Origin of the sequence: Mycobacteroides sp. H003, assembly GCF_001440135.1 — a bacterium.
Classification (GTDB): Bacteria; Actinomycetota; Actinomycetes; order Mycobacteriales; family Mycobacteriaceae; genus Mycobacterium; species Mycobacterium gwanakae.
Genome location: NZ_LJYL01000016.1, coordinates 37,083 through 59,507, shown reverse-complemented (window position 1 = coordinate 59,507; position 22,425 = coordinate 37,083). Strand labels below are relative to the sequence as shown.

The following is a 22,425-nucleotide window of genomic DNA, read 5'->3' as shown; positions in this document are numbered from 1 at the left end:
GCCGCTGCGAGCACACGGTGGCTGGCGGGGACGATTATCGGTGCCTGCGGCGCGAATAGGAGCGGTAGCGGGGGAGGTCAGCTATACCTCATGCCCAACGGGATCAGACTCAAAGACAGCGCCCTCAGGCAATCGCACGAGTAGAGGGGAGCGACACCGGATCGCCAGCTGCCCAGGCGATCAACTCGTCGCCGTCCTGCAGGAGAGCGGCGTTGCTTGTCGCCCGAAGAGCCGCCTCATGGATGTTTCGGACGCGCGTGGCGGTATCCATCATCTCGGTACCCAGCACCATGTCGACGACGTAGATTCGGCACATCGGCGACGGTTCATCCTTGGGCACGGAGGCCACTACGGCATAGACCTTGGAAACTGGAGGCATCGCCTCCCAATGAGACCCGTTCCAGGACAGTATTAGTTGAGCGTTCGCATACTGCGCCAGCTGGATTGCGATCGACAGCCAGGAGAAGTCGATCGATGAACTGGTCTTCAAATCTCCAATGAGCAGTTCACCGTTGGCGCCCTGGACCAAGAAGTCGAACGTGCCCACCAGGCCCGTGGATGGGATGAAGACGGTGCGTTCGACCATGCCTTGCACGAAGCTCAAACCGTGGTGGCGCATCGCAGCGAACAGCACAGCCAGATAGGGCTGGATTTCCTTGGGCACCTGCTCGAATGTGATTACACCTTCAAGTACGACTTGGAGATACCCGTGCACCTTGTCGCCGAAGTCGCTGCCGTCATCGCCACCGACACGACGCATCGCCTTGTTGGCTATCCCGCTCAGGGCCAGCTTGTTTCCAAAGTTGAGTTCGCTTATGTGTTCAGCGCCGTCAACATCCAGGCTGTCGAGCAATTCGGGGTTACGCGCCAGTCCCAGCACAGTGCCCCGCAGGCGCCAATCGGTCAGCGAGGTGGTGTCGTCGAGGGTCTTGGCGTGGCTAGTCGCGCGGATGAAAGTGGCAGTCTGGCGCATGTCTTCAAGACCCGGCACCACGTACTTCTTCTTGTCGCGGGTGTACTGCGGTACCCACTTTCCGGGAATAGCGGGAGGGTTTGGGATGGACGCGGTCGGCGGCTCATACGGCGGGCGCACGGGCGAGAGATCTTCCACGGGTGCGATGCGCTGCGAGATGCTCGGAGCGACAGAACCGATGAGCGGTGCTGACGGCGGCGCTATTTCAGCTGACGCCAGGGCAACTGAGCCAATGCTGGGTGCCGCCGAGATCGCCGGCGTTGTCGGGTGATTTGAAACCGAGCCGAACTGGGGGACGCCGACAGGAGCGGCCAATGCGCCGGAAGACGCAACGACTCCGATGGCTGGGGCAGGCCGCAGTGCGGCGGGTGCAGACATGGCCTTGACGGTAGCGACCTGCACCGACGAATCGCGGGGCGCGTTGGCAACACGCCGGGTTTAGGCCGCGGTGTCGCTGGCATTGGAGATACGAAGTTGCCGCAGGGGCGACGACGGCCTCGATAGCCCTTTGAGTACCTGTCGACGCGCTGCTGTGTTGCGGAGGGGTAGACCCGTCACCCCCAACCATGCCGCACCCAGCGCCGCTGCGAATGAGGCATCCGCGCGATCTTCGACACCCCGGGTATGTGCGGCATTCGGCCACGCGACCGCGTAGGCCGCCACGACCTCAGCCTTGCTGGCATTGCCCTTTCCGGTTGCGAACTTCTTGATCTGCGAAGGAGATACCTCCAGGACCGGAACCCCGGCGTCACAGAGTGCTTCGATGACAGCCCACCAAAGGAATCCGCGCCGGGTAAGTGAGCTGTCTTTTGCCTTTACCGAAAATTGCAGCCCTTCAACGACTACCAGCACGGGATCGCATGCGAGGACCTGCCTGACAATGCCGTCGACAAGGGTGCGGTGGCGCCTGGTGTGGCAGGTGAGATTGTCGTCGGCGGGTGGGGCAGAGGAGTGCACCGCGGTGGCGAGCTCGCGCGTGTGTGGGTCGATGGCCGCGATTCCAGATCCGGTCAGCGATAGATCGAGCCCGACAACATTCATGCCGTGGAGTGTGGACCTCTCCGGCGATTGAGGCCCTTTGAGACGCGCGCCACGCCGATACGTGCGGGCCACACAGCTCTCCAGCGGTCAATCACCGAGTGATCCGCACCGTTCCCGCTCGCCACTGCTGCACATTTCCGCCGCTGCGATGTGCACACCTTTTCGTGGTGCGATCGTTTCGGTGTGCACGGTTTCTCGCCGCGTTGACCTGCGTAAATGGTCAACAAGGCGTGCACTTCTCGGCCTACCAGCGGTTTTACGGAGATGCCTTGTAAGTGGGGGGTGCCTCGGCGCGGCTCTGGCTTCATAAAATTGCCCACACGGTAGGTCTATAAAGAAACCCCAGGTAGATATATGTAATTAGTTTAGCTAATTATTTGTTTTACCCGTTACGTGAGGCAAAGCCGGCCAGAACGCGTGTGTACATGTGCACGCCGAGGGGGTCTCCGAGGCACCCCCCACCTACAAGGCATCAACGCAAACACGCAGGTAGGCCAACAAGTACACGCCACGTTGACAGAAACCGCAGGTCAACAGGGAAAGTTACACACCACGACGAACAGATTCACGCCAAGATCTGGATCATGTGATTGGTCGGCGACAAGGCCGTTGATGGCGCGGTGATGGAGGCGAAGCGGTGGCTGCCAGCCACGCCCGGCTCAGGTGCGAATGTCCGGTCCGCTACAAGTTGACCGGCGGATGGCACCAGGCGTAGAAGGCGCGGGCCTGCTCGGCGGCCCACTCGGTGAGTTCTGACTGGCCACCACGGGACAACACACCGTGCGCCTCTTCGAGTAGTTGGCGTGCGGGTGCGAGCAGCGTGAAATCAATGGTGCTGGACCGATCTGGGATCGGTGGTGCAGGTGGCACACGCATCGACGCTTCGAATCCGGCGGCGTCGTCGCAGACGGCGACCTCGCCTGCGAAGTAGTTGGCGTACATCTGGTTGGTGGCCCGGATGATCGTTGCACGCCGTCGAAAATTATCGGCTTGCCAGGCGATGAGGTCGGCGAGGCCTTGCAGCCTTGCCGCGTCTTGTATTACGAGGCAATAGCGCTGAGTGTCATCGCAGTACACCTCAAGTTGCCACACCACCGAGTCGTACAGTCCGGCTGCCAGTTCCAGGCGGATGGGATCGAGTTGAGGCGGCGGCTTGATCATGATTCAGTCCATGTTAATTCGACGTGGGGCGCTGGCGTCGCGGGGTGACCGGGGTCTGCCGGCAACCCGCGGACGGCCATTGTTTCGTCATCCATCGAGTACCGTGCCGATGAGGCTGCGGACTCGCTGGGTGTATTCGATCGTGGTGTCTTCGAATGCGGCGGCCATGCGCAGAAGGCGCTCGTGGTATGCGGCGGCTTGTTCTGCGCGGGCGATCTTTTCGGCTTCACGCTGTACAAGCAGTGCAGGGTCGTCGGTGTGGGTGTGCGGATGATCGCGGGTGTCGGTCAGTGTCCAGTCGTTCGCGACCTCGAAGCCCTCAGCTTTGACGCGGGCAACGAATTTGAGTACGGGGTCGCGTCGTGCCGCTGTTGCGTCAGCACATTCGGACGCCACATCACTGAGTGCGGCGACGGTTTCCAAGATTGCCTGCAAGGCCCCGACCACCGCAGGCATTTCCAGAATGTCGCGCAGGCTCATCTTTGAACTCGCAGGGTATTCGTCGGCGATAACCTGCGTGCGGCGTATCAGTTCGTCGAGCACTTCGCACACCGCGACGCCGAAATCCCCGTTGCCTGCCAGCTTTTCGGTGGCGTCTTGGCGCCGCTTGCGCAGAAACTGCAGCATTGCCTGCGGACTCTTCATCGTCGGCCCAGCGGGTTGCTCCGGAAGTTCTGGTAAAAGTCGTCCTCTTCGAGGGCTGTCGGTGGGGGTTGCTTCGTTGTCCCGCGTGGCGATTCCGTTCGGGCGGTTCGTGCAGGCCTGGTAGGGGAGGTCGGCGCGTTGAGCCTGGCGGCATCCTGTGCCGGGCCCACATCTCCGGTACGTAGGGCGTGCACGACCGTGGGGTGAAGATCGGAGGTATCGGCCACGGCTATGCGCTCCCCGCCTCGGGCCAGCCGGGATCAGGCGGCAGCGTCGGCGGCGGATCAGCCCGAACGTAAGGATGAGGCCAGTCGGTAGGAGTGTCGGGGGCGAGCTTGTTGCACTGCGGGTTGTCGGCACTGGCGATGTCCTGCTTGAACATCACCCAGGTCCCGAATACATTGTCCGAAGGTTTACGGGCAGGGCCGCGCTGATGGGGTTTCGGTGAAACCTGTTGGTCATTAGCAAGTTTTGGATCTGGCCCGAACGTCATGACCCAGGCTCCCCATGTCGGTGAGCTGCCCGCGCTGCTGTACTGGCCGTCGTAGTCCTTGCTGGCGACCAGGGAGCCGTAGTCGCAGTAGTGGACGGTGAAACGATCGTCATCCCGGCGCACATCCTGCACCTCGAAGAATCGTGTGCCCACCCAGGTGTCGCCGTTGCCGACAAAATGCTTAGCGGGGAACGAAGCGTTGAACGCGTGACGGAATCCGGGGTAGCCCTCGTCTAGGCCCGCATAGCCCAGCTGTGGGCTAGACCCGACCACGCGGAATGATTCAGCTGCCGCGCGTAGGAAGGTGCCTTCGGCGGACATCAGGTCGATTGCCCGATTGTCGATCCAGCGCATGGTGGTCTGGTTCAGCTCAGAAGCGGTGGGCCGCGAACTCGTCGAGGTAGTTGTGCTCGGCTCCGGTGGCGGCGTTGGATTACACGCGGCGAGAATGGCAGCGGTGCAGGCAAGGGCCAGCCCTGTCTTCACGGTCTAGCTCCAGTTGATCTCATGGCCTTCATTGACGTTCCTGTTCCAAGTGGTGCCGTCGTAACCGTAACTCGGGTTCTCGGTGACCTGACTAAAGGCTGCATCGAAGCCAACCCTGTCGTCCGCAATTTTCTTGAAATCGGGTTGGCCTTCTGGGAAGTACTGTTGCAGTGCGGGATCGTTGGCGATCGCAGGGTTGGCGGCGATGAGTCCTTGTAGCGTGGTGATGTTTTTGGTGGTGGCGTTGTTGAAGGTGCCGCCTTCGAGTTGGCGGGTCAGGTAGTCGTCGCCCTGGATGGTGGTGGGGTCGGTTTTCAGTGCGGGGCTTGGGGTTAGGCCTTCCAGGAAATCTGCTGCTTCCCCGGCGGGTTTGAGGAATGGCACGGCGGTTTCGGCGATCTTCTTTAGATCTAGTTGCGGGGTCTTGGTGAGGTCGTTTTGTAGGGCGTTGAACTGTTGGTGGGCCCGGTCATAGTCGCGGGCGTCTTGGGCGCCGGCGTTCATCGCCGCTTGCAGGCGTTCGGAGTATTCGACGTTCTGGTAGTGATCGCCGCCGTTCTTGGCGGCATCGAACAGTAGGCCTTGCTGTTGGGCCAGGGCGGCGTTGTTGGCGGTGATACCCGAGACGTGGTCTTGGTCCAGCACAGAGAACATGTTGGCCATCTCACGCTGGTTCTTGAACGCCTCGACACCGCCCACCGCCGGCCCGTCGGCGCCGGCCAACTCGGCGAAATATGGTGACATGCCTTCGGCTACTGCGCGCGACAATTCGGCGTTGGTGGACCCGAATGTCTGCCCGTTGGTGCCCGGCATGTGTTGCAGAGTGTCCTTGTTCTCGCTGAGGTAGTGCCCGACACGGTTGGCGGTCTCAGAATTGATCCGATTGCCGGGGTCATCGTCCATCCACCCGAACGCCTTGCCGATCTTGTCGGAGTGATCGCCCCAGTTCTCTTGCAGCATGCCGTCCAGGAATTTCTTGCCTTCTGCGCCGGTGGCCAGGTCATGCATGCCGATGTGGTCGCCGCTGGCGACCTGCACGATATCGGCCAGGGCGCCGTTGATGTTGGGCTTGGGGGTTCCGCCGCCGGGATTGCCGTGCTCGTCGCTGGACACCAGCGGCGGGTTGTAGTGCAGCGGGTCGGTTTGCGCGGCTTCGGCTGCCCGTTGGGTGATATCGGCGTTGGCATATTCAGAGACCGCCGCCAACATTCCGCGGGTGGCCTCGCTGCCGTTGGAATACCCTTCGGCGCCCGGCCGCAGGATGTCGGCGATGTCCTGCATCGCTCCCACACCTTTAAGCGTCACGGTGTCAGGTGTTTTCAGTCCGTCACTGAACTTGTGCCCCTCGGTTGTGGTGACCCGATCGGTGCGTGAGAGCTCCCCGGCAATCTGCGCGGGCAGGTTGGCCTTCGAACCGGTGACGGGCACAAACGTGCCGCGGGTCGCGTCGGTGGCGCCCTGGGCATAGGGCTTGATCTGATCGGCGCCCGCGACCTCCACATTCGGGTTGGACACGATCTTCAAACCCTGCGCCAGCGCTGCCTGCGCATCCGCGGGCAGCGTCCGCTGCAGCTCTTTGATCTGCTCAGGGCTCATACCGTTGAGCGACTGGGACATCTGGTACAGATACGCCATCTGCCCGGCCGGGATCTGCACCTTCTCCCCGCGCGCCAACTTATCCAAATCGGCCTGCGACAATGTGCCTGCTGCAACAAGTTTCGCCAACGCCGCCGGATCCACAGGCATACCGGTGTACTTACTCACGGCGATCGCGTCGAGAAGATCTTTCTTGCCTTCCTCACCGCTTAGACCGGCCGTCAGTGGGGCAGCGGCATCGATGTCACCCTTGGCCGTGCTGATCGCGTTCGCGGTGTCCTGATCGGCCTGCCCGAGCGCATCGGCGCGCTGTTGCAGACTCGCCGTGTTGTTTTGGGCCTCGTTGCCGCGCTCGGCCTGCAGCTGGTTCATCCGATCGGTGGCCACCGGCTCAGGCACACCGAAAGCCATCATCGCGAACTTGCCCGCCCGATAGTCGAACATATCGGTCACGGTCCAGTCCTCGGCCACCGCGAACGTATCGGCCTCTAAGCCCTGGCCGGTCTTGGTCAGATCAGAGATCATGGGCGCCATCACCGCGGCCCCGTTCTGATAGGCATCGGCCAGCGCGTTGTAGCCACCGACCACTTGCTTGTCTTGGGCCAGTTCACGATCGGCGCGCCCCACCGCGGCGTCCTTGCCTTCGCCTTCCCATTCAAGATCCGCTATCGCGCCATGCACCTTGCCCGCCGCATCCAGCACCTGTGTCCCCAGCGTGCGCGTCGGCTCGGCCAAATCACCCAGCGCAGTCGCGTTCGCGCTGTACACCACACTCTTACCTGGCCTACTCACACCAAACCCCCTGCATCACAACCACTTCTATGTGGCACCGTTCAAATCCCCCAAAGACGTCAACCCATTAGCCGCCAACTGCGTCAACGAAATCCGATTCTTGTCGTCCTGATGTTCATACATATCCGCCGAACGCCGCAGCAGCTGCCCCATCACGTCATAACGACCGGAAACAACCTCCAGCGAAGACTTCACCCCATCATGAGCGGCCTGCAACACCCCGGCTGTGGCGAAACCCTTCAACCCCGCAGCCGCGCTTAGCGACAACGGAGCCTGCAACTTGGACACATCAGCGTGCGCGCCATCAACCTTGCCCGCACCGGCACGCACATTCGTCGGATCAACCTTCACAACCAACCCCTGCTAGTTCCCGCAACCATCATTCGAACTTGACGTTCCAGCCCATGGACTTATATCTGCGGATCTCAGCCTCACGGGCTTTCTTCTCGGCTTCTTCGTTCTCGGTCCAGTCACCGATCACGCCAGGGGAGGCCTTGATCTCCGCGCCGAACAGGGCATTGCCGTTGTCGACGTTGATCAAATAACTCGGCGTTGCGTGGTCATCATCGTCGTCGCCCTTGCCGTGTCCGCCGTGCGCGCCGGCGCCCATCATGCCCATGGGGCCCATGCCACGAACACCGGCAGCACCCACGCTCGCGGGGTTCACGCCACCACCGCCGGCACCCGGCGCGGCGCCGCCCGGCAAGGCCGCGCCGCCGCGCAGCGCACTCAGTCCGCCCGGGCCGCCAGTAGCCGCGCCCGACCCGCCGACGCCTGTACCGGTCGTTGACGAAGGAGAAAAGCCTGCCGCTGTCGTGCTGCCGATGGGCAACCCGGAACCACCGGAGCCAGAACCAAGCCCGGTACCCGAACCGCCCGAACCGGCTCCCTGGCTGCCGCCCGAACCCGAGCCAGCTCCCTGGCCACCGCCGGATCCACTGCCTTGACCCTGGCCCTGGCCCGCGCCGGCCTGTTGACCTTCACCACCTGCCAACTGCGGTTTGGTGTCCTTGCTAGCCACACCGTCCGAGGATGACGGCGGTGTTTGGGTACCGCTACCGCCACCTGAACCAGAACCCGAGCCGCCACCGTTGCCGCCTCCGCCGCCTTGCGGAATCTGGCCCATCTGCTGCTGGCCGTTTCCGTCGGTGATCTCGGGCCGGTTGGCCGCGCTGAGCGGATCGGTATACATGCGCTGAGCCTCGGCCCGGATCGCCTCCAACTCTTCCTTTTTCCGGTTGGTCGGAGCACCCGGCCCAGGCTCGGGATAGTTCTGCGCAACGCGGGACGCCGCGATCAACGTCTCGCCATCCTGCAGCGCGGCCTGGCTAATCTTGCCCGCCTCCGCCGCAAGACCGGTCTGGGGGCTGGCGGCCTCCTTGTAGAACTTGTCCACGCTGTCGTACGCAGCACTGGCAGCTTCGCCGTCCCAGATCGTGTTATCGAGCAGCTTGGTGCGTGCAGCCATCGCGGTATCGATCGAATCAGCCACCGCCGTACTGGTGTTGTCCCAACGTTTCGATTCCTCATGGGCCGCATCCGATTTCAACGCGCTCAACAAGTTTACGATCTCTCCGTGTGAGCGGCCCTGCCAGTTATCGTTAGCCATCTTTCAATCCCTCGATTATTTCGGAAGCTTCGTCGCGACGAATGTGGCCACCTCAACGGCCTTCGCGCACAGATCGGGTGCAGCCTTGCGGCCCCTTTTCTCGTTGTAGATGCTCACGATGACGTGGACAGTGGCCTGCTGCGACGGCAGCGCCGCAGTGCACATCGAATCCCCGGTCGCCGGCGACTGATACACCACACCGTCGAGCCCGCCGATCTTCTCTGCTCGTGAACCTGGGTAGACCGGGGTGTTCAGATAATCGCTGATGGGGTTGTTGATGACGCCCTGCTCAATCGCCCACCCATCGGCCGTCCATACACATCCCCGATACTCCAATCCCCGCGTAGCGGTGTCCTCCACCTTGCTGGGGTCCACGCCCCACGATCGGATCTCCTCAGCGGTGTAGGCCACGCATGGGTCGAAGGTCGTCCCGTTATTTTTCGCACCTGGGGGCGGGTGCGGGGCGGTCAGGGTGTACGGGATGGAAACTGACGTTGTTGGTGACGAAGCCGACCCCGACGCCGAAGCCGACGTGCTCGCCTCTCGAGACGGCGAGCCAGAGGTTGTCGTCGAGCAGGCTGCCAACACGGCAGCACCGACGGCTAGCAGCACTGTGAGCTTGTGAAGGTTCATCAGTACGAGATCGCCGTCCCCGCGTAACCCGCGTCGAACATCTTGGCGATCTCCTCGTCGGACTTCTTGAAGTACAGCTCCGTGGCGATGAAATGATCCGCGAACTCCTGGTACTGGTCACTCAGCTTTTGCAGCCCCGCCTTTGCTTTCTCGGCGCGGGCGTCGTACTGCGACTTGACCTCATCGCCGGTGGGAAGATTGCCGAACGTGAGTCCCTGCCGGTTTCTCAGAGCCAGCAGCTCCTGGTCAATGATGTCGCGGGCCTTCAGCATCGGTGCAGCGAGCTCAGCGCCGGCGCCATCCTTCATGTGCAGCGTCTTCTTAGCCGCACCCGCAGCCTTCTCCCGTGCCTGGGGATCCATGTCGCGCAGCTGGAACGTGTAACCGCTCACCCTGCTTCACCTCGCGTTTCGTTGCCGAAAATTGCCTCTGAACAGATACGACGCCGGCAGGCGTGATTCGGTTCCATGTTTCTTGATTTTTCTCCCCATCGTTCGTTATGTCGTCAGCTGGGGTGATTCGGGTAGCCGGAGCTGGACCGCGCACCGGTACCAGCCGTGCCGCGCTGTTCACCGACGCGTCAGCGCAGCGGCCCGGGCTGAGGTCTCGGGCGTGCAGTTTCGTCGCGGTCAACATTCCAAATGCCGCTTTTGCGGCGTGTCGTGCATCGCGGTGAGGCCCAAAACCAAAGTGGCCGCAGTCTGAGGGCGATCTTGGCGCCGACAGTGCGTTGGGGAACGCGCTGACTCGGTTGAACTGCACGAACAGGAGAGCACATGACGGTGACAGACAGCCGAATCGCCACGGAGCGCCCCGAGCACCGGCGCACCAGCGTGATCGGAAGCGAGCAACGGCACTACGACCTGCAGCCGGGGCTGATTTTGGCCCGCGGCGAGTTCAGCAGTGTCGCGGTGGCCACTGGGGCTAAGGCGGTCTACGTCTACGCCGCAGACGAGAACGGGTCCATCACGGATTTCGAGACGCTGGCTGTCGTGGTGAGCGCCAAAGACCCCGAGGGTGCCTTGTTGCAGCTGGGCTACGAGGTCGAAGCTGCCGCCGACAACGGAGACAGCGCATGAGCAGTAGTCAGTCAGACCTCGCACGCATGATGCGGATCTTTGAGCAGGTAGAAGCGCAGGGGAGCGGATTGCCGCGGGTATCGCGCAAACAGAAGCGAGCAGCGGCGCGCTCTGCGCTGAAACAGGCCCGAGCTGAACAGAGGGAAACCGAGCGAGCTGTGCAGCTTCTGAAGAAGGGAAAGCGACCGTGACCGCGCAATACACCGCGTACTGGGACCGATTGTCTGGTGATGTGTGGGTCGAGCCAGTTGACGGTGGTGCTGCCGAGGCATTGGACTTTCGCGTTACCAACAAGAACGCTGCATGCAGGGTCCTGGACGACAAAGGATTCCTTCTAGCCGATGGCGGGCACCTGCTCGAAGCGAAATGGCAACGCACCTCTTGGATGGGACGTTGGAAACTCGCAGTGCGTTCCAGCAGAACATCTTTGGGCGATGCGCCCGCCACGCCGCCGAGTACTGCAGAGCTCAGAACGGAGACCATCGTTTATCCGTCCCCTCGTGGTGAGCCGGTGACCTATAGGGACTGCGAAATCGATGAACTGGACTCCGATGGCAACTTGCGCATCGTAGGCACGAGTGAGAATTTCGGCAGGGACGGTTTCGAATACATAGTGTGGCCAAGCGGAACCTTCATCCGAGCTGAGACCAAGCGGAACAAGGTATCTGGAGACGAACCTTCATCGACGAGTGAATCGAAAACGCCCGAATGAGCCGCACGTCGAGCACGCTGCAAAGTGACATAACGGTTCGAAACTTGCCCACCAAACCGCGGGGTTTAACCTGGAGAACCGGTCGTTATGACAGCGCACGCGCAGTCAACGGTGTGGTCGGCTGATGTCGACACCGATCAAGCACTTCCGGACTCGGACCTTCTCGGTCGAGGCCGTACAGATCGTCCTCGGAACCACAACTAAAGGCGACATTCTTCGTCTGTGTCCGTTGGCCAACGTCGGTGTTCCGGTCACAGTGCGCGATGGCGTCCCAGCTGAGCTGTCCAGCACCGACTTGAGGTGGGTCCAGATCCCGGGTATCGATGGGCCCCTCGAAGCCAGAGACCACGACTGGGTGGTGAAGGCAGACGATGAATACCTCGTCATACCTCCGCGACGGTTCACGGCATGGTTCGAATTCGATGACGTAAATGCGCATGAGAAGAGCCAAATGGCTTTACCCACAAACCAACTAGGGGAGCACGATGTTTGACGTCTATGTCGTGGATCTTGAGCATCCGCGAGATCAGCTGGGGCGGGCCCGGATGCGTCTGGCCGCCGACTCTCTCTCGGAGCTGGAAATGGCTGTCCGAGTGGGCCGAACCGCATGTTTGGACTTGCTCGAAGGTTCGGGTGCACTCGATGTAGCCCGCGCTCATGTCGTATCGCCGCCGGCATACCCGAACACCAACCAGCTCATCAAGCTTGCAACGAGGCTCGGTGCACCTTTCGATGACATGACCAAATTCTGGATTCAGAACCAGATGGATGGCTCTCTCACAGAACACAATCCCACGGTCTCGGAGTTGGCTGAGCTTCACCGGGAACTTAACAGTGCAACAGCAGGTATTTCCGGGGCGCTGGCCCGGTTGTCCGCGATCGCCCATGGTAAGTCGAGTTCACCTCCCGCACTCAAGCTCGCGCTTGAGTTCTTCGCAGGCCTGCGCGACAGTGATTGGCTACATCCGCCGATGCCTTTCGAAGTACGCGACGGCCTCGGGATCACCTGGCGGCACAGCATTTTGAGGCGAACCGACTCGGTGACCCGCGAAGCGGGGCGATACAGCGTCGTGATCTCCGGAGGGCGCGTGCTTTTCCTTCGCACGCGGAAGATCTCGACCACCACAGAGTTGTTCGAAGGCGAGCTCGGCGTGGACACCTCTCGTTTAGTCATCGAGTACTTCCATTCGGGACAGTTCCCGGCCGAGCGCGACGCGACGTTGCCGGCCACCGGTGCAGCCGCATGATCATCTACACAACCGAGCGAGGCAATCAATGATGTTCACACGCTGCACTTTCCGTAGGTCTCGCGGAATCCGGCTGCTGGCCGCGACGACAGCAGCGGTAACCGTGCTGGCTCCTGGCTCAATCACCGCGTCAGCCGATCCTGTCCAGTGCCAGGAACAGGTTCTGGACCTCACGAACGATCGTGTGCTGGACACGTCAAAAGTCGCTGGTAGCGCTGCCCAACTCAGCCAGACAACTGGCGCTGACGTCTTTGTTCGCGCCTTCCAGTCGACCCCGGGCGACTCGGCGGCGGTTTGGTGGCGTCAGGCATATCCGGAATGCCCGGCGTGGCTGGCTACCGACGGTAAGACACCCAAACCCAATGTGCTGGTGGTTGAATTCGGCTTGGACCATACAAGCGCTGTCGAGTACGGGTCGAACTTCCATCGGCTGGACTCTGATGTTGACCGCCTCCGGGCAGGTATGGGAACACACTTGCGGCGAGGCGACTACACCGAAGCTGTGACCGCGACGTTGTCATCGATTCAGTCCTTGTTGACTTCGCGCGCAGGTGCAGACCCCCAACCTGGTGCGCAAGGAGATGGTTCAGCAGCTTTTATGCACGCAGTGGAGGTCATCTTTTGGGTGATTTGCGCCATCGCTGCCGCATGTTTCCTGATCGAGGCACTGCTGCGCTTGCGAGCAGCCCGTCGTAGGCGCCGGCAGGCACTGGAGCGGTTGGCCAAGGCGCGCAGCGATGCGGCAGCAGCGGTCCTCCACAGCGACCTGGCAGCGGTGCGCATACAGATCGAGGCAACACGGAGCGAAGCAGAGGGCGGCGTCAGTCTGGACGCCATTGATCAGCTCGCTGACAGACAAGGTGAACTCAGCGGTGAATTCACACAATGGGCTGGTGAGCCCATACCGAAATCCACAGCTGAGATACTGGGCCGCGCCCGGACCTTTGAACGGATTGAATCCGGTTTGAACGGCACACATAGCGAGGCCAACGCGCTAGCCCTAGCCGCGGACAAGCGTGTCGCCGATTGCGCTCCGGAAAAGAAGCGGCAGGACCTGGATGAGGAGCTGCGGCAATTGGGCGAGCAAGAGCACTCCATTGCCTTTCTGTCGGTGGAGCCTATCTCGCAGCGTGCGGCGTTGAACGCTATGCGCGACAAGCTGACAGCATTGACAAGGTCAATGGACAGTGGCGTAAACCCGCAGCGTGACGAGATCGACGCGGCGTTGGATGTCTCGGTGGCGACACGCACTGAGGTCGCCGAGCAGGTAGAACGCAGCCGAGAGGCCCATGAAGAACTGCAGCGCATCGCCGAAAAGGCACAAGATGTACAAGAGCGGTACTCATTCGCAGTGGCAGGGGTAACGAGCGCTACCGCTTCCGACACTGTCGCCGCTGCTGCAGCTGTAGCAGGTGATGTCCAACAGTTGCAGAGTCGTTTGGGGGCTGGCGAACTTGAATTGGACGCCCTTGTTTCCGAAGTGGCTGCTTTGAGTGTGCGCATGGGGGCGGCCACTGCCGAAGCCGATAAACAGCGCAAGAAGCACAGAGCCGCGAGGCGGGCTGGATCACGCTATCCATCACGGACCGAGTCAGTCTCGTCTTCCGGACCTGATTTTTCGACAGGCTTCATCGCAGGATCGGTGCTCGGGTCTTCCGGACACTCCTCCCCTCCGAGTTCCTACGACTCCGGTGGTGGGTCTTCGGGCGGATGGGATTCCGGCTTCAGCTCAGGTGGTGACTTCGGCGGAGGGTCCTCTGGCGGCTGGTAACGGCGACGGACCGCGGGCAGTCTGCGGACTCAGCGCTTGCCTCTTGTCGGTGGTCTTCTGAGAAACGGTGAGCGGCTCGGTTTCCCGCAAGGGCAGCCGAGCCGCTCACCGCTGTTATCTCCGACCGACCAGGGGGAGACCCGCGATACAGACTAGCGTCACAGCAGCGGCTGTGTCTGCTCCCGCGATGGAATGCACAGGGACAAAGGCAATGTCATGTCCCCAAGCGCCGAGGCATGCGCACTTGGGAGACGGCTCGGCGTGTCGTGCGGTTCAGGAAGCCACTCGATCAGAAGCGGGGGAGTATCGCCCAGTACCGGCCGGCTGACGCGTCGGCGGATGGTCAGAGAGGAAGTTGGACAGTGGCACCATTTGCGCCGTCCGGAGATCCGTCAGGGTCATCGAAACTGTCGGCGATGGCGCACGCTCTGGTGTACGTACTGGGTATCGCGATTCTGCTGCGTGTTGCGTTGTGGTTCGGGTATTTAGAAGGCGCCAACGAGATCATGACATGGGTGTTGATGATCGTTTTCGGTGCATCAGTATGGCACCAGTTGCGACCCGGGCTCTGCCTTCGATGCATGAAGGAAGTGCCTCTGGACGGGCCGGTGCGAGCCGAAACTCAGCGCAGCCTGCTCAAGCTCGCGCACTTCAACGGTAGTTGGAAGAGCGTAACTGTCACGGTTGCTCTCGTAATCGTGGGGCCAATTATTGTGGACCTACTGCTCAATGGTGAGCACACGAGTTTGTCGAGCGTTCCCTCGGATCTTTGGATCTTCGCGCTGATCTACTCCAATTGGCTTCACCACAGGCTGCGTCCCTGGTGCCCATACTGCCGAGACTGGGATGACGATGGTGATCCAGAGCCCTCCCCGGATCCGACTACGTTCGGCACGAAGACCGTTCACTGATCAATCGGAGCTGGCTTCGCGCTGCGCATCTTCCGCGGGCGTCCGCCACCTGCGCCTCGTCCCGGCCGCTGATCAAACGCGGCCTTCACCGCTTGCCTGTCGAAAAGCGGGCTGTTGCCTATACGGTCAGCTGGCGCCGGTAGGTCCCATGGGCGTGGCATTCCAGCGCGGCGGCGTTGTGCGGCTTGCCCGTTCATGGTGCGAACCGTTGACTCGGCGAGTGCATGTTCCGCTGCGATTTCCGCAACGGATACCAGCTCGCGACCGTCTCGGTACACGGGCATTTGCCCTCCCATCGCTGACCATCAAACGTAGATATAACAAGTATATCGTTGTTAGCGACGCCTACCGATCCAATGGTGCTCGCCTACACCGAGTCTTCGTCAGTGGCCGGGTGATGTTCCGCCTGCCAGTTATCGGCGTTCATGGCGCCGGTGCCGCGCAAGAAGCGGTGCCACTCACGTTCTTTGGCCATGTAGTCCTGTGCCCACGCCGGATACATGGAGCGGTCTTGGCCTTCATCCGCCGGGTCCGTGCTGCTCATGAGCGCGCACCGTAGGAGTGTTGGTGAGTATGGCAGTCAAGCGGCGCGACCGACGAAGAAAGGTTGTCGTACAACGTGTCCGGTAATGCGTCGCTGCCTGGCAGCGCGGACAGTGGGCGCCATGCGGTTACTTGTTCTTGCGGATTCTGCGCACGACTGGCCAGAAGATGGTGACGGTCGCTATGAGCTTTCGACGCTGGTAAGACGCCATCGGCCGGACGCCCTCATTTCACTTGGAGACTTCTCGGCGGTCCACGCAGCGGTCATGGCGCGCGCCGGGGCTCCGTTCGTCGCCGGTGTCTACGGGAACCATTGCACGCAGGATTATCTGTCCGAGTACGCAATCGTGGATCTGGTGGGCGATCGTGCTCACCCGGCTCGCCGCGGTGTGCTGGCGCTGCCGGGGCAGCGTGAGGTATCCGTTCTGGCAGTTCAGGGATGTGTGCGGTACAAGTCGGATAGAGATGATGTGCTGTTCACCCAGGCGGAATACGCCTCGGCCATCGATGAAATCCCCGCGGCTGACCTGGTGATCACACACTGTCCGCCTGCGGGTATCAATGATGCACAGGACGCAGCTCACGCCGGGATACTAGCCCTGAGGCAATGGGTTGACCGGCACCGTCCACGTTGGATTCTGCATGGGCACACCTACGACAACCCGCAACACTCACGACACGGTGACACCGAGGTGTTCTACGTCCACGGACAAGCGATGGTGGACTTGCAGTTCTGAACACTGCTGCTGTTAAAGGGCTTTCGTTGGTGCGCCATTTCCGGCGTCAATGCCGTGGCCGCGTGGGAGTCCTTCTACCGCGATTCGTTCCAGCGCTCCATGTACCGGCGGCGGACGGTCTCAGGGACGTCCGGAGAGTCTCCGGCCAGCCACTGTGCATACAGGCCTGATGTCTCATTGGGAGCGAATTCTGCTTGCCGCGCCAAGAACACCTCATAGATGGGCCGCACAGCGGGGTGAAGTTCATGGCCAGGCAAGCAGTTGTCTTCGACCAGGCGAATTATGTACGGCCAGCTCAGAGAGATCACCTGAGCGCTGAGTCGCTGCAAGGCATTTAGGACGGTTGCCGGCTTCTTGTCTTTCTCCAGGTCTCGCGATATTTCAGTCAGTAGGCTGATGTTTCTTTCGACTGCTCCAACTTCGACCTCTACAGGTTGACGGTTGAAGTTCGGTGGCCGATAGACCAACTCGCCGCTAACAGCGGCGGGGCTGGGCGGCTCAAAATCCGGATCGCTGATTATTTGATCGATCGTGCCAGCGGGCCACCCGACACCGGACTCAACGCTTGAAATGATCCGTGCGGAGAAGTTGGTACGCACAGCGCCTTCGAGGTCGGTCAACACGCGCGTGGAAACACCCGCCACGGCTGCGAAATCTTCCCGGCTCGAGTAGCCGAGGTCTTTGCGTGCCTCGGCTAGCATCGCGCCCAGCCGTCGCCAGCCTTCTGCCTCGTCTTTTTCCGTGGAAGAACCCTGTGCACCTTTAGCCATCCCTAGAGTATTCAATGGCACGGGAAAAAAGGGAATCTGGGGTTTTCGTGTCGTAGGTTGCAAATCCGTTGCCGTATCGCCAAACACCCCGCTGAGCAGGCACAATGCGGTGTAGTGGTTGTTTTTAACTCGTACGCGCCGCGGCAGCCAACCGGCAACTGCATCAGGTACATCTCCCGGCATGACATCCCCCACGTCGGTGCTCAGCGACACCACGTACATCGCGGTGAACGTGCACGCACGCAACTCTGCGTTCGAGATGAAGCTCCACGCGCACACCCCGGTGGTGTCTCTGCTGCCACCGTTGCGTAAGCAACTGTCCGGCCTGCTCGAGGACGGTCCGGCCAAGGAGTATCTGGCCGCAGAACGGGTCGAATGGGCGTTGGAATACGGGCCCGCCCGCGAGCGACTCGATCCTGAGAGCACTCTCGATGAAAAAGGGGTGCTACCGGGCGAGGACCTCTACCTGACCCACCGAACACGCACCGAGTCCTATCCGGTGCTCCGTGATGACCTGGCCGACGGGACCGCCGAAGTATCCAAACGGATGTTCGCCGTACTTGACCGCACCGACACGCGTCGGCTTGGCGCAGTGGCCCTACCGTTCGCAGTCTCAGCAGTGGCCGGCGTCGGCATCGCCGCGGTCTTCTCTGGCGACACCGGTGCACGGTGGGCAGTGCTTGGCGCCCTGGTCGCGCTGGCGCTCATGTGCGCCACCTTGGCTTCCGTCCTGACACGGACCAAAACCAGTTATGGCGACGTCGCCGGCGCGTTGTGCATCGGCGCCTACCTATCTACAGCTGCGGCCGCACTGGTCGGAGTTCCCCGCGAACTCGGAATCTGGCACCTGACAACCGTGGGAGCTGGAGTCGCCACCATGGCCGTGGTTTTGTGGTCGGTAACTGGCAACAAGCCGCCAAGTCTGCACGTGGGAGTCACCGCAGTCTCGGTCAGCGCGGTTTTCATCGGCCTCTTGCACGTCCTGCTGCCCGTCTCATCGCAGGCTGTCGCCGCTCAGATGGTGTTCCTGTGCCTGGGCGTAATCCTGTGGTGCACGCAGATTTCGCGCCTGGTCGGACGTGTGCAGGTCAACTACATACCGACCACCGGAGAGCCGCTGATCAAGCGCAAAGAGCAGTCAGTTGCGCAGGTATCGCGCAGGTCGACCTCGGCTGCGGCGATCGAATCCATGCTCAACCAAGAGGTGCGCGTTATCCAGACGCTCAATGCGCTGGTCGGATTGGTGTGTGCCGCGTCGCTGGTGATGGTGCTCTCTGCGTTCGCGGGCGGCTATTACACCCGCAACTACGAGTGGCACATGTTCGTTCTGGTTGCTACTGCTGCTGTGGCCAGTGTCGCTGTCGGGCGGGGTTTGGTGATCCGTGCTGCCTCGATACCGCTGACGATCTGTGGACCTCTGGCCTGGACCGCCTACTTGGCAGGGCGGGCGCTGTCGGAAAGTCGCGCTGACAACGTTGTTCTTCTCGCGGGCATTGGCCCACTGGTGATCGGCATTCTGCTGTCGGCGATCTGGGCGATTCAGGCGAGAACGATGCACTCGCCTTTGAGTAAGCGCCGCCTTGAAATCGTCGCCACGGTCGCAGTCATCACCGTCTTCCCGCTGCTTGTGTTCATCATGGAGGGCTGGCCCCGTGTACGTAACCGCTGATATCCGAACCAGTTTCGTCACTGCTGTCCGCAAAATCGCTGCTGCCGTAGCCGCGGCATTGGTGCTCATCGCAGGTTCTCCCGCGCCAGCAGCCTGGGCGCTGAGCCCGTACGTTTTCAATCCGCAGGTCGACATCGCGCCACCTGACGCCCCACCTGGCCCCAAATTCGACATGGTTCAGCGGTCGTTGTGTGCAACTTCTGGTCAGCTCAAAGGATCTCAGTTCGACGCCATACCCATCGACACTGTCTGGGGTGTGAAGAAGCTGCACGGATTCGCCACGGGTAAAGGACAAACCGTCGCAGTGATCGATACAGGCGTGAACCGCAACGACCGCCTGCCCAGGCTGCTCGGTGGCGGTGACTACATCGAGGGACGTGACGGACTCTTCGACTGCGACCATCACGGGACACTCATCGCAGGGATCATCGCAGCCCAGCCAGCAGCGGGGGATGGGTTCGTTGGGATGGCCCCGGATGCAACGATCGTTTCCATTCGCCAGACCTCGGCGGCCTACGAGGTGGACTCGGCGAAGCTTGGGAACGCCCGCGAGGCTCAATCCGCGTCTACCGTAGCCACGCTGGCGGAGTCGATCGTGCACGCGGCCACGCTGAATGCCAGTGTCATCAACATCTCCGTGACTGCCTGTGTGGCCACGAGCAAGCCCGTCGAATTGCGCGCTCTAGCTGGGGCGCTGTACTACGCCGCGGTGGTCAAGAACGCGGTGATCGTCACTGCCGCAGGAAATCTCGGTGGAGACTGCACGCCCAATCCTGATCCCAACCCGGCCCACCCCGAGGACGTCCGGGGCTGGAACGGCGTCACCACCATCTCTCTGCCATCGATGTTCGAGCAGTTCGTTCTGAGTGTCGGGGGCACCACGCTCACTGGCGACCCCTACATCAAGAGCATGTCCGGGCCCTGGGTCGGTGTCGCGGCCCCGGCGATCAACGTCGTGAGCATCGACCCGGCCAAACTCACCGGCGAGCTGATCAACGCGCAGCAGACCAAAGACGGCATCGAGCCGATCGCTGGAACGAGTTTCGCCGCGGCGAATGTATCCGGTCTGGCCACATTGATCCGTGAGCGGTACCCCAACCTGACGTCGCACCAGGTTATCGAGCGGATCAAGCGAACCGCTCACAAACCCTCCCAAGCGATGAGCTCGCTGGTCGGAGCGGGTGTTGTCGACCCGATGCAGGCCTTGACCGCGCCCGTCGACGACTCAATTCCCACTGTGGCTGAGGGGGTACCGCCCGTCGCGGCCGTTCCGGATGCTCCAGGCGAAGAGGCTGACACGTTGGGGCAGACCATCGGGTACATCGCGTTGGCAGTCTTTGCCGCCGTGGTGTTCATCGTGCTGGTTGTGTCCATAGCTCGCAGCGGGCGTGGAGTGGAGAAGCTATGAGCCGCAGAAAGAATCGCGAGCCCAGAGCGTCGCTTGAGCCGCGTCTGATGCGGCATGCGGCCCCTGCGCGGGACTTGATTTCGCTGACACCCCGCAGTGCATTGGTTGCTTCGGCACTTTCTACTGCGAGTGTGCTGGGTGCTTCGGGGTTTGGCTTGGGTATGGGAGCGGCGGCGGCCTCAGTGGCGGCGGTATTCGCCGCCGTCGGTGGGAAAGTGCACGGACGCACTGTCGGTGAATGGATCACGTTGCGTGGTAACAAAAATGTGCTTCCAGAACAAGCCGCGCTCTTCTCGCGCGACGGGGTTGGAGTCGTTTTCGACGGACACACGGTGACAGCTCTGGTAGAGATCACCCCGCGCCCATGGCAGCTGACATGCATTGGCGCCACCGGAGGCGGTGGGTCGCCGGTGATCTCGGCGGACGTATTGCGCCGTCAGCTGCGGAGGTATGACATCGGGCTTTCGCGCATCGATGTGATCTGTGCCGGTTACAAATTCGCGGCCAACGACACTGCCTCTGGTGTTCTGGACACACTCATCGGGCCGGTGTCGGTACCTCTTGGAGGGTCAACTGTCGTTGCGGTTTCCCTCGATCTAGAGGCTGACGTCTTGGAGCCCGCGTACGCGCGAACCCGCAGAGGCTCGCTGCCGCACGGTCTATGTCAGGCCCTGACTATCGCGGCGACGCGGGTACGCAATGCCCTGGCCGAGCAAGGGTTCGGCGGCCGGATCATGAGTGCTCAGCAGATCCGGGACTTTCACGACGCCGTGCTGGCTCAGGTGGTCCGCGCATTGGCGGTACCGAAATGGCGCACCTGCGGGGCAACATCTGGTGTGCACACGCGCACTTACGTGCCGGCGCGTGGACACTGGAACGCCGAGTCCGCAGGAAGCTGGAACCATCTGCAGGCACACCGCCAGTACACGACACTCACCCTCACCCCGCAGGGAGACGGCCGGGCACTGGCCCAACCACTGGTCACCTATTTGGTGCGCGGCGGGGACGCGTTGGCCAAAGCCGAGAGCTACGGACTGCGAACCGCTGGCGGGCAGCAGGTCGCTGGACTCAGTCGTGCTCTGCCTGTGGCCAGTCACCTTCCGCTGAGATCAGCTGGGGCGATCATCGATGACCAGCGCCAGCTCGGGTTTGGGATTCCAGCAGGTGGCGCCGGCCTGTTCGTGGGCTCGCAAGCAGACAAGACGCGTGTATTTGTGGCGGTCTCACCGGCTGATGAGCCGCTGTGGCTGGCCGGGCCGCCTCTGTTCGCGATGCAGATGGTGGCCCGGCTGTCGACCCAGGATCAGCGGATAGCGGTGATGATCGATGAGCCACGCTGGCAACACCTGGTTGCACACCGTGATTCTCCGGCGTTGACGCTGAGGACCGTCGAAACCATTCCCGCCGATGTGGTGGTGTGCACACCGCAGTGGTGGGAGCGCCACCGGAAGCTGACCGCTGGAAAAGCTGTTCTGCTGGTGACCGAAGGTGCCGTCGGCAGCGGCGCCACCAACAGCATTTCGGTGGAGACGGTTGATGGCCGCTCGGAAATCGTGGTGTCTGTTGACGAACAGAGCGTCACCGTTCCTTGGGAGCTGACTCCGATGGAGCGCCGAACACTGCTCGGCGACGTCGACGTGGCTGGCACAGCTGCTCCGCGGGAGCGGATCGACTTGCTACTGGGCGAAGTGGTGAAACTACCTGAGGCACCGAAGCCCCGGCCAGCTCGAACCGGCAACGCACCAATTCCGGTAGTGCCAACCCCGGGTCAGGTAGTGCCCGGGCAAGTACCGCCTCCTGAACCTCGCAGCATCGCGCAGAACCCGCGGCGGCAGCCGCCACCGCGGCCCGTTGTAGGACCGCCCCGCCCGGTTGCGCCGGCGGCCTCGCCGCCGTCCCTTCCGCCGCTGAGATCGCCTGTGAAGCCCCCGCACCCAGAGACGGGTACGCGGGCGGTACCGCCGTCCCTGCCTGCTGCAGCAGCACCGCCTCCGCCAACCTCGGGGGCGCGCTCGGACACCGCGCAACCCTCGGCGCCAGCAGCCGAGCGCAGCGGCGCGGGGTGGAAGGGGGCAATATCCGGACGAGCACAGGAGCGTCAGGTCCGCGGCCGACACCATCGCATAGATGGCAAGAGCGATGGCTAGAT

At 62.0% G+C, this 22,425-nt stretch carries 22 protein-coding genes; 10 read left to right on the top strand and 12 right to left on the bottom strand.

What is annotated here, in order from left to right; genetic code table 11:
* Nucleotides 1-124: 124 nt before the first annotated feature.
* The 10 genes from AOT87_RS11855 to AOT87_RS11810 form a co-directional block, all read right to left on the bottom strand.
* Nucleotides 125-1,351: a hypothetical protein gene (locus AOT87_RS11855; protein ID WP_236741606.1), complete on the bottom strand. Its 1,227-nt coding sequence runs from the start codon at nt 1,349-1,351 to the stop codon at nt 125-127.
* A 60-nt stretch (nt 1,352-1,411) separates the two neighbouring features.
* Entirely contained in the window at nt 1,412-2,014 is a 603-nt protein-coding gene (locus AOT87_RS11850; RefSeq protein ID WP_057969962.1) for a crossover junction endodeoxyribonuclease RuvC, read from the bottom strand.
* 681 nt (nt 2,015-2,695) lie between these two features.
* Nucleotides 2,696-3,175, bottom strand: coding sequence for a hypothetical protein (locus tag AOT87_RS11845; protein WP_052538854.1), 480 nt, complete (start codon nt 3,173-3,175; stop codon nt 2,696-2,698).
* A gap of 87 nt (nt 3,176-3,262) precedes the next feature.
* Nucleotides 3,263-3,802: a hypothetical protein gene (locus tag AOT87_RS11840; RefSeq protein ID WP_079522305.1), complete on the bottom strand. Its 540-nt coding sequence runs from the start codon at nt 3,800-3,802 to the stop codon at nt 3,263-3,265.
* A 247-nt stretch (nt 3,803-4,049) separates the two neighbouring features.
* On the bottom strand, nt 4,050-4,799 hold the full coding sequence (locus tag AOT87_RS11835; RefSeq protein ID WP_052538852.1) for a hypothetical protein: 750 nt from the start codon (nt 4,797-4,799) through the stop codon (nt 4,050-4,052).
* A 3-nt stretch (nt 4,800-4,802) separates the two neighbouring features.
* Entirely contained in the window at nt 4,803-7,187 is a 2,385-nt protein-coding gene (locus tag AOT87_RS11830) for a hypothetical protein (protein WP_237085122.1), read from the bottom strand.
* A 27-nt stretch (nt 7,188-7,214) separates the two neighbouring features.
* Nucleotides 7,215-7,538, bottom strand: a complete 324-nt coding sequence (locus AOT87_RS11825; protein WP_057970061.1) for a type VII secretion target — start codon at nt 7,536-7,538, stop codon at nt 7,215-7,217.
* A 28-nt stretch (nt 7,539-7,566) separates the two neighbouring features.
* The gene (locus tag AOT87_RS11820; protein WP_057970062.1) at nt 7,567-8,796 is read right to left on the bottom strand and encodes a hypothetical protein; all 1,230 of its coding nucleotides are present in this window, start codon (nt 8,794-8,796) and stop codon (nt 7,567-7,569) included.
* Between the two features lie 15 nt (nt 8,797-8,811).
* Nucleotides 8,812-9,429, bottom strand: a complete 618-nt coding sequence (locus AOT87_RS27805) for a DUF3558 domain-containing protein (RefSeq protein WP_075356767.1) — start codon at nt 9,427-9,429, stop codon at nt 8,812-8,814.
* Entirely contained in the window at nt 9,429-9,821 is a 393-nt protein-coding gene (locus AOT87_RS11810) for a hypothetical protein (protein WP_005100166.1), read from the bottom strand. The genes AOT87_RS27805 and AOT87_RS11810 overlap by 1 nt, the downstream gene beginning before the upstream one ends.
* A 384-nt stretch (nt 9,822-10,205) precedes the next feature.
* Between AOT87_RS11810 and AOT87_RS11805 the strand changes: the two genes are divergently transcribed.
* The 6 genes from AOT87_RS11805 (at nt 10,206) to AOT87_RS11775 (ending at nt 15,149) form a co-directional block, all read left to right on the top strand.
* A complete protein-coding gene (locus tag AOT87_RS11805; RefSeq protein WP_057970063.1) occupies nt 10,206-10,508 on the top strand; it encodes a hypothetical protein in 303 nt (100 codons plus the stop codon).
* Nucleotides 10,509-10,695: 187 nt separating this feature from the next.
* Complete coding sequence (locus AOT87_RS11795) at nt 10,696-11,220, top strand: hypothetical protein (RefSeq protein WP_057970064.1); 525 nt, start codon at nt 10,696-10,698, stop codon at nt 11,218-11,220.
* 124 nt (nt 11,221-11,344) lie between these two features.
* Nucleotides 11,345-11,713, top strand: coding sequence for a hypothetical protein (locus tag AOT87_RS11790; protein WP_057970065.1), 369 nt, complete (start codon nt 11,345-11,347; stop codon nt 11,711-11,713).
* Nucleotides 11,706-12,467, top strand: coding sequence for a hypothetical protein (locus tag AOT87_RS11785; RefSeq protein ID WP_057970066.1), 762 nt, complete (start codon nt 11,706-11,708; stop codon nt 12,465-12,467). The genes AOT87_RS11790 and AOT87_RS11785 overlap by 8 nt, the downstream gene beginning before the upstream one ends.
* Nucleotides 12,468-12,495: 28 nt before the next feature.
* A complete protein-coding gene (locus tag AOT87_RS11780; RefSeq protein WP_240483292.1) occupies nt 12,496-14,238 on the top strand; it encodes a hypothetical protein in 1,743 nt (580 codons plus the stop codon).
* 416 nt (nt 14,239-14,654) lie between these two features.
* Nucleotides 14,655-15,149, top strand: coding sequence for a hypothetical protein (locus AOT87_RS11775; RefSeq protein ID WP_211171322.1), 495 nt, complete (start codon nt 14,655-14,657; stop codon nt 15,147-15,149).
* Nucleotides 15,150-15,516: 367 nt separating this feature from the next.
* Here AOT87_RS11775 and AOT87_RS29055 read toward each other — a convergent pair whose 3' ends face one another.
* Entirely contained in the window at nt 15,517-15,693 is a 177-nt protein-coding gene (locus AOT87_RS29055; RefSeq protein WP_164498144.1) for a hypothetical protein, read from the bottom strand.
* Nucleotides 15,694-15,814: 121 nt separating this feature from the next.
* Between AOT87_RS29055 and AOT87_RS11770 the strand changes: the two genes are divergently transcribed.
* Nucleotides 15,815-16,429, top strand: coding sequence for a metallophosphoesterase (locus AOT87_RS11770; RefSeq protein WP_228539371.1), 615 nt, complete (start codon nt 15,815-15,817; stop codon nt 16,427-16,429).
* 74 nt (nt 16,430-16,503) lie between these two features.
* Here AOT87_RS11770 and AOT87_RS11765 read toward each other — a convergent pair whose 3' ends face one another.
* Nucleotides 16,504-17,421 (bottom strand): hypothetical protein, encoded by a 918-nt coding sequence (locus tag AOT87_RS11765; protein ID WP_237085120.1) that lies wholly within the window; start codon nt 17,419-17,421, stop codon nt 16,504-16,506.
* On the opposite strand from AOT87_RS11765, the gene eccD reads away from it, so the two are divergent.
* Genes eccD through eccE form a run of 3 tightly spaced genes read left to right on the top strand, consistent with a single transcriptional unit; the run spans nt 17,381 to nt 22,423 of the window.
* Nucleotides 17,381-18,868, top strand: a complete 1,488-nt coding sequence (eccD, locus tag AOT87_RS11760) for a type VII secretion integral membrane protein EccD (protein ID WP_052538215.1) — start codon at nt 17,381-17,383, stop codon at nt 18,866-18,868. The genes AOT87_RS11765 and eccD overlap by 41 nt on opposite strands.
* Nucleotides 18,852-20,276, top strand: a complete 1,425-nt coding sequence (gene mycP, locus AOT87_RS11755; protein ID WP_074322505.1) for a type VII secretion-associated serine protease mycosin — start codon at nt 18,852-18,854, stop codon at nt 20,274-20,276. The genes eccD and mycP overlap by 17 nt, the downstream gene beginning before the upstream one ends.
* Entirely contained in the window at nt 20,273-22,423 is a 2,151-nt protein-coding gene (eccE, locus tag AOT87_RS11750) for a type VII secretion protein EccE (protein ID WP_237085119.1), read from the top strand. Before mycP ends, eccE begins: the two co-directional genes overlap by 4 nt.
* Nucleotides 22,424-22,425: the final 2 nt, after the last annotated feature.

What these genes read in the sequence shown, in the direction of transcription:
- AOT87_RS11780 (WP_240483292.1), top strand. Translation starts at nt 12,496, where the DNA reads ATGATGTTCACACGCTGCACTTTCCGTAGGTCTCGCGGAATCCGGCTG.
- AOT87_RS11790 (WP_057970065.1), top strand. Translation starts at nt 11,345, where the DNA reads ATGTCGACACCGATCAAGCACTTCCGGACTCGGACCTTCTCGGTCGAG.
- AOT87_RS11805 (WP_057970063.1), top strand. Translation starts at nt 10,206, where the DNA reads ATGACGGTGACAGACAGCCGAATCGCCACGGAGCGCCCCGAGCACCGG.
- AOT87_RS11770 (WP_228539371.1), top strand. Translation starts at nt 15,815, where the DNA reads ATGCGGTTACTTGTTCTTGCGGATTCTGCGCACGACTGGCCAGAAGAT.
- eccE (WP_237085119.1), top strand. Translation starts at nt 20,273, where the DNA reads ATGAGCCGCAGAAAGAATCGCGAGCCCAGAGCGTCGCTTGAGCCGCGT.
- AOT87_RS11775 (WP_211171322.1), top strand. Translation starts at nt 14,655, where the DNA reads ATGGCGCACGCTCTGGTGTACGTACTGGGTATCGCGATTCTGCTGCGT.
- AOT87_RS11845 (WP_052538854.1), bottom strand. Translation starts at nt 3,175, where the DNA reads ATGATCAAGCCGCCGCCTCAACTCGATCCCATCCGCCTGGAACTGGCA.
- AOT87_RS11765 (WP_237085120.1), bottom strand. Translation starts at nt 17,421, where the DNA reads ATGTACGTGGTGTCGCTGAGCACCGACGTGGGGGATGTCATGCCGGGA.
- AOT87_RS29055 (WP_164498144.1), bottom strand. Translation starts at nt 15,693, where the DNA reads ATGAGCAGCACGGACCCGGCGGATGAAGGCCAAGACCGCTCCATGTAT.
- AOT87_RS27805 (WP_075356767.1), bottom strand. Translation starts at nt 9,429, where the DNA reads ATGAACCTTCACAAGCTCACAGTGCTGCTAGCCGTCGGTGCTGCCGTG.
- AOT87_RS11850 (WP_057969962.1), bottom strand. Translation starts at nt 2,014, where the DNA reads ATGAATGTTGTCGGGCTCGATCTATCGCTGACCGGATCTGGAATCGCG.
- AOT87_RS11840 (WP_079522305.1), bottom strand. Translation starts at nt 3,802, where the DNA reads ATGCTGCAGTTTCTGCGCAAGCGGCGCCAAGACGCCACCGAAAAGCTG.
- AOT87_RS11820 (WP_057970062.1), bottom strand. Translation starts at nt 8,796, where the DNA reads ATGGCTAACGATAACTGGCAGGGCCGCTCACACGGAGAGATCGTAAAC.
- eccD (WP_052538215.1), top strand. Translation starts at nt 17,381, where the DNA reads ATGACATCCCCCACGTCGGTGCTCAGCGACACCACGTACATCGCGGTG.
- AOT87_RS11785 (WP_057970066.1), top strand. Translation starts at nt 11,706, where the DNA reads ATGTTTGACGTCTATGTCGTGGATCTTGAGCATCCGCGAGATCAGCTG.
- AOT87_RS11855 (WP_236741606.1), bottom strand. Translation starts at nt 1,351, where the DNA reads ATGTCTGCACCCGCCGCACTGCGGCCTGCCCCAGCCATCGGAGTCGTT.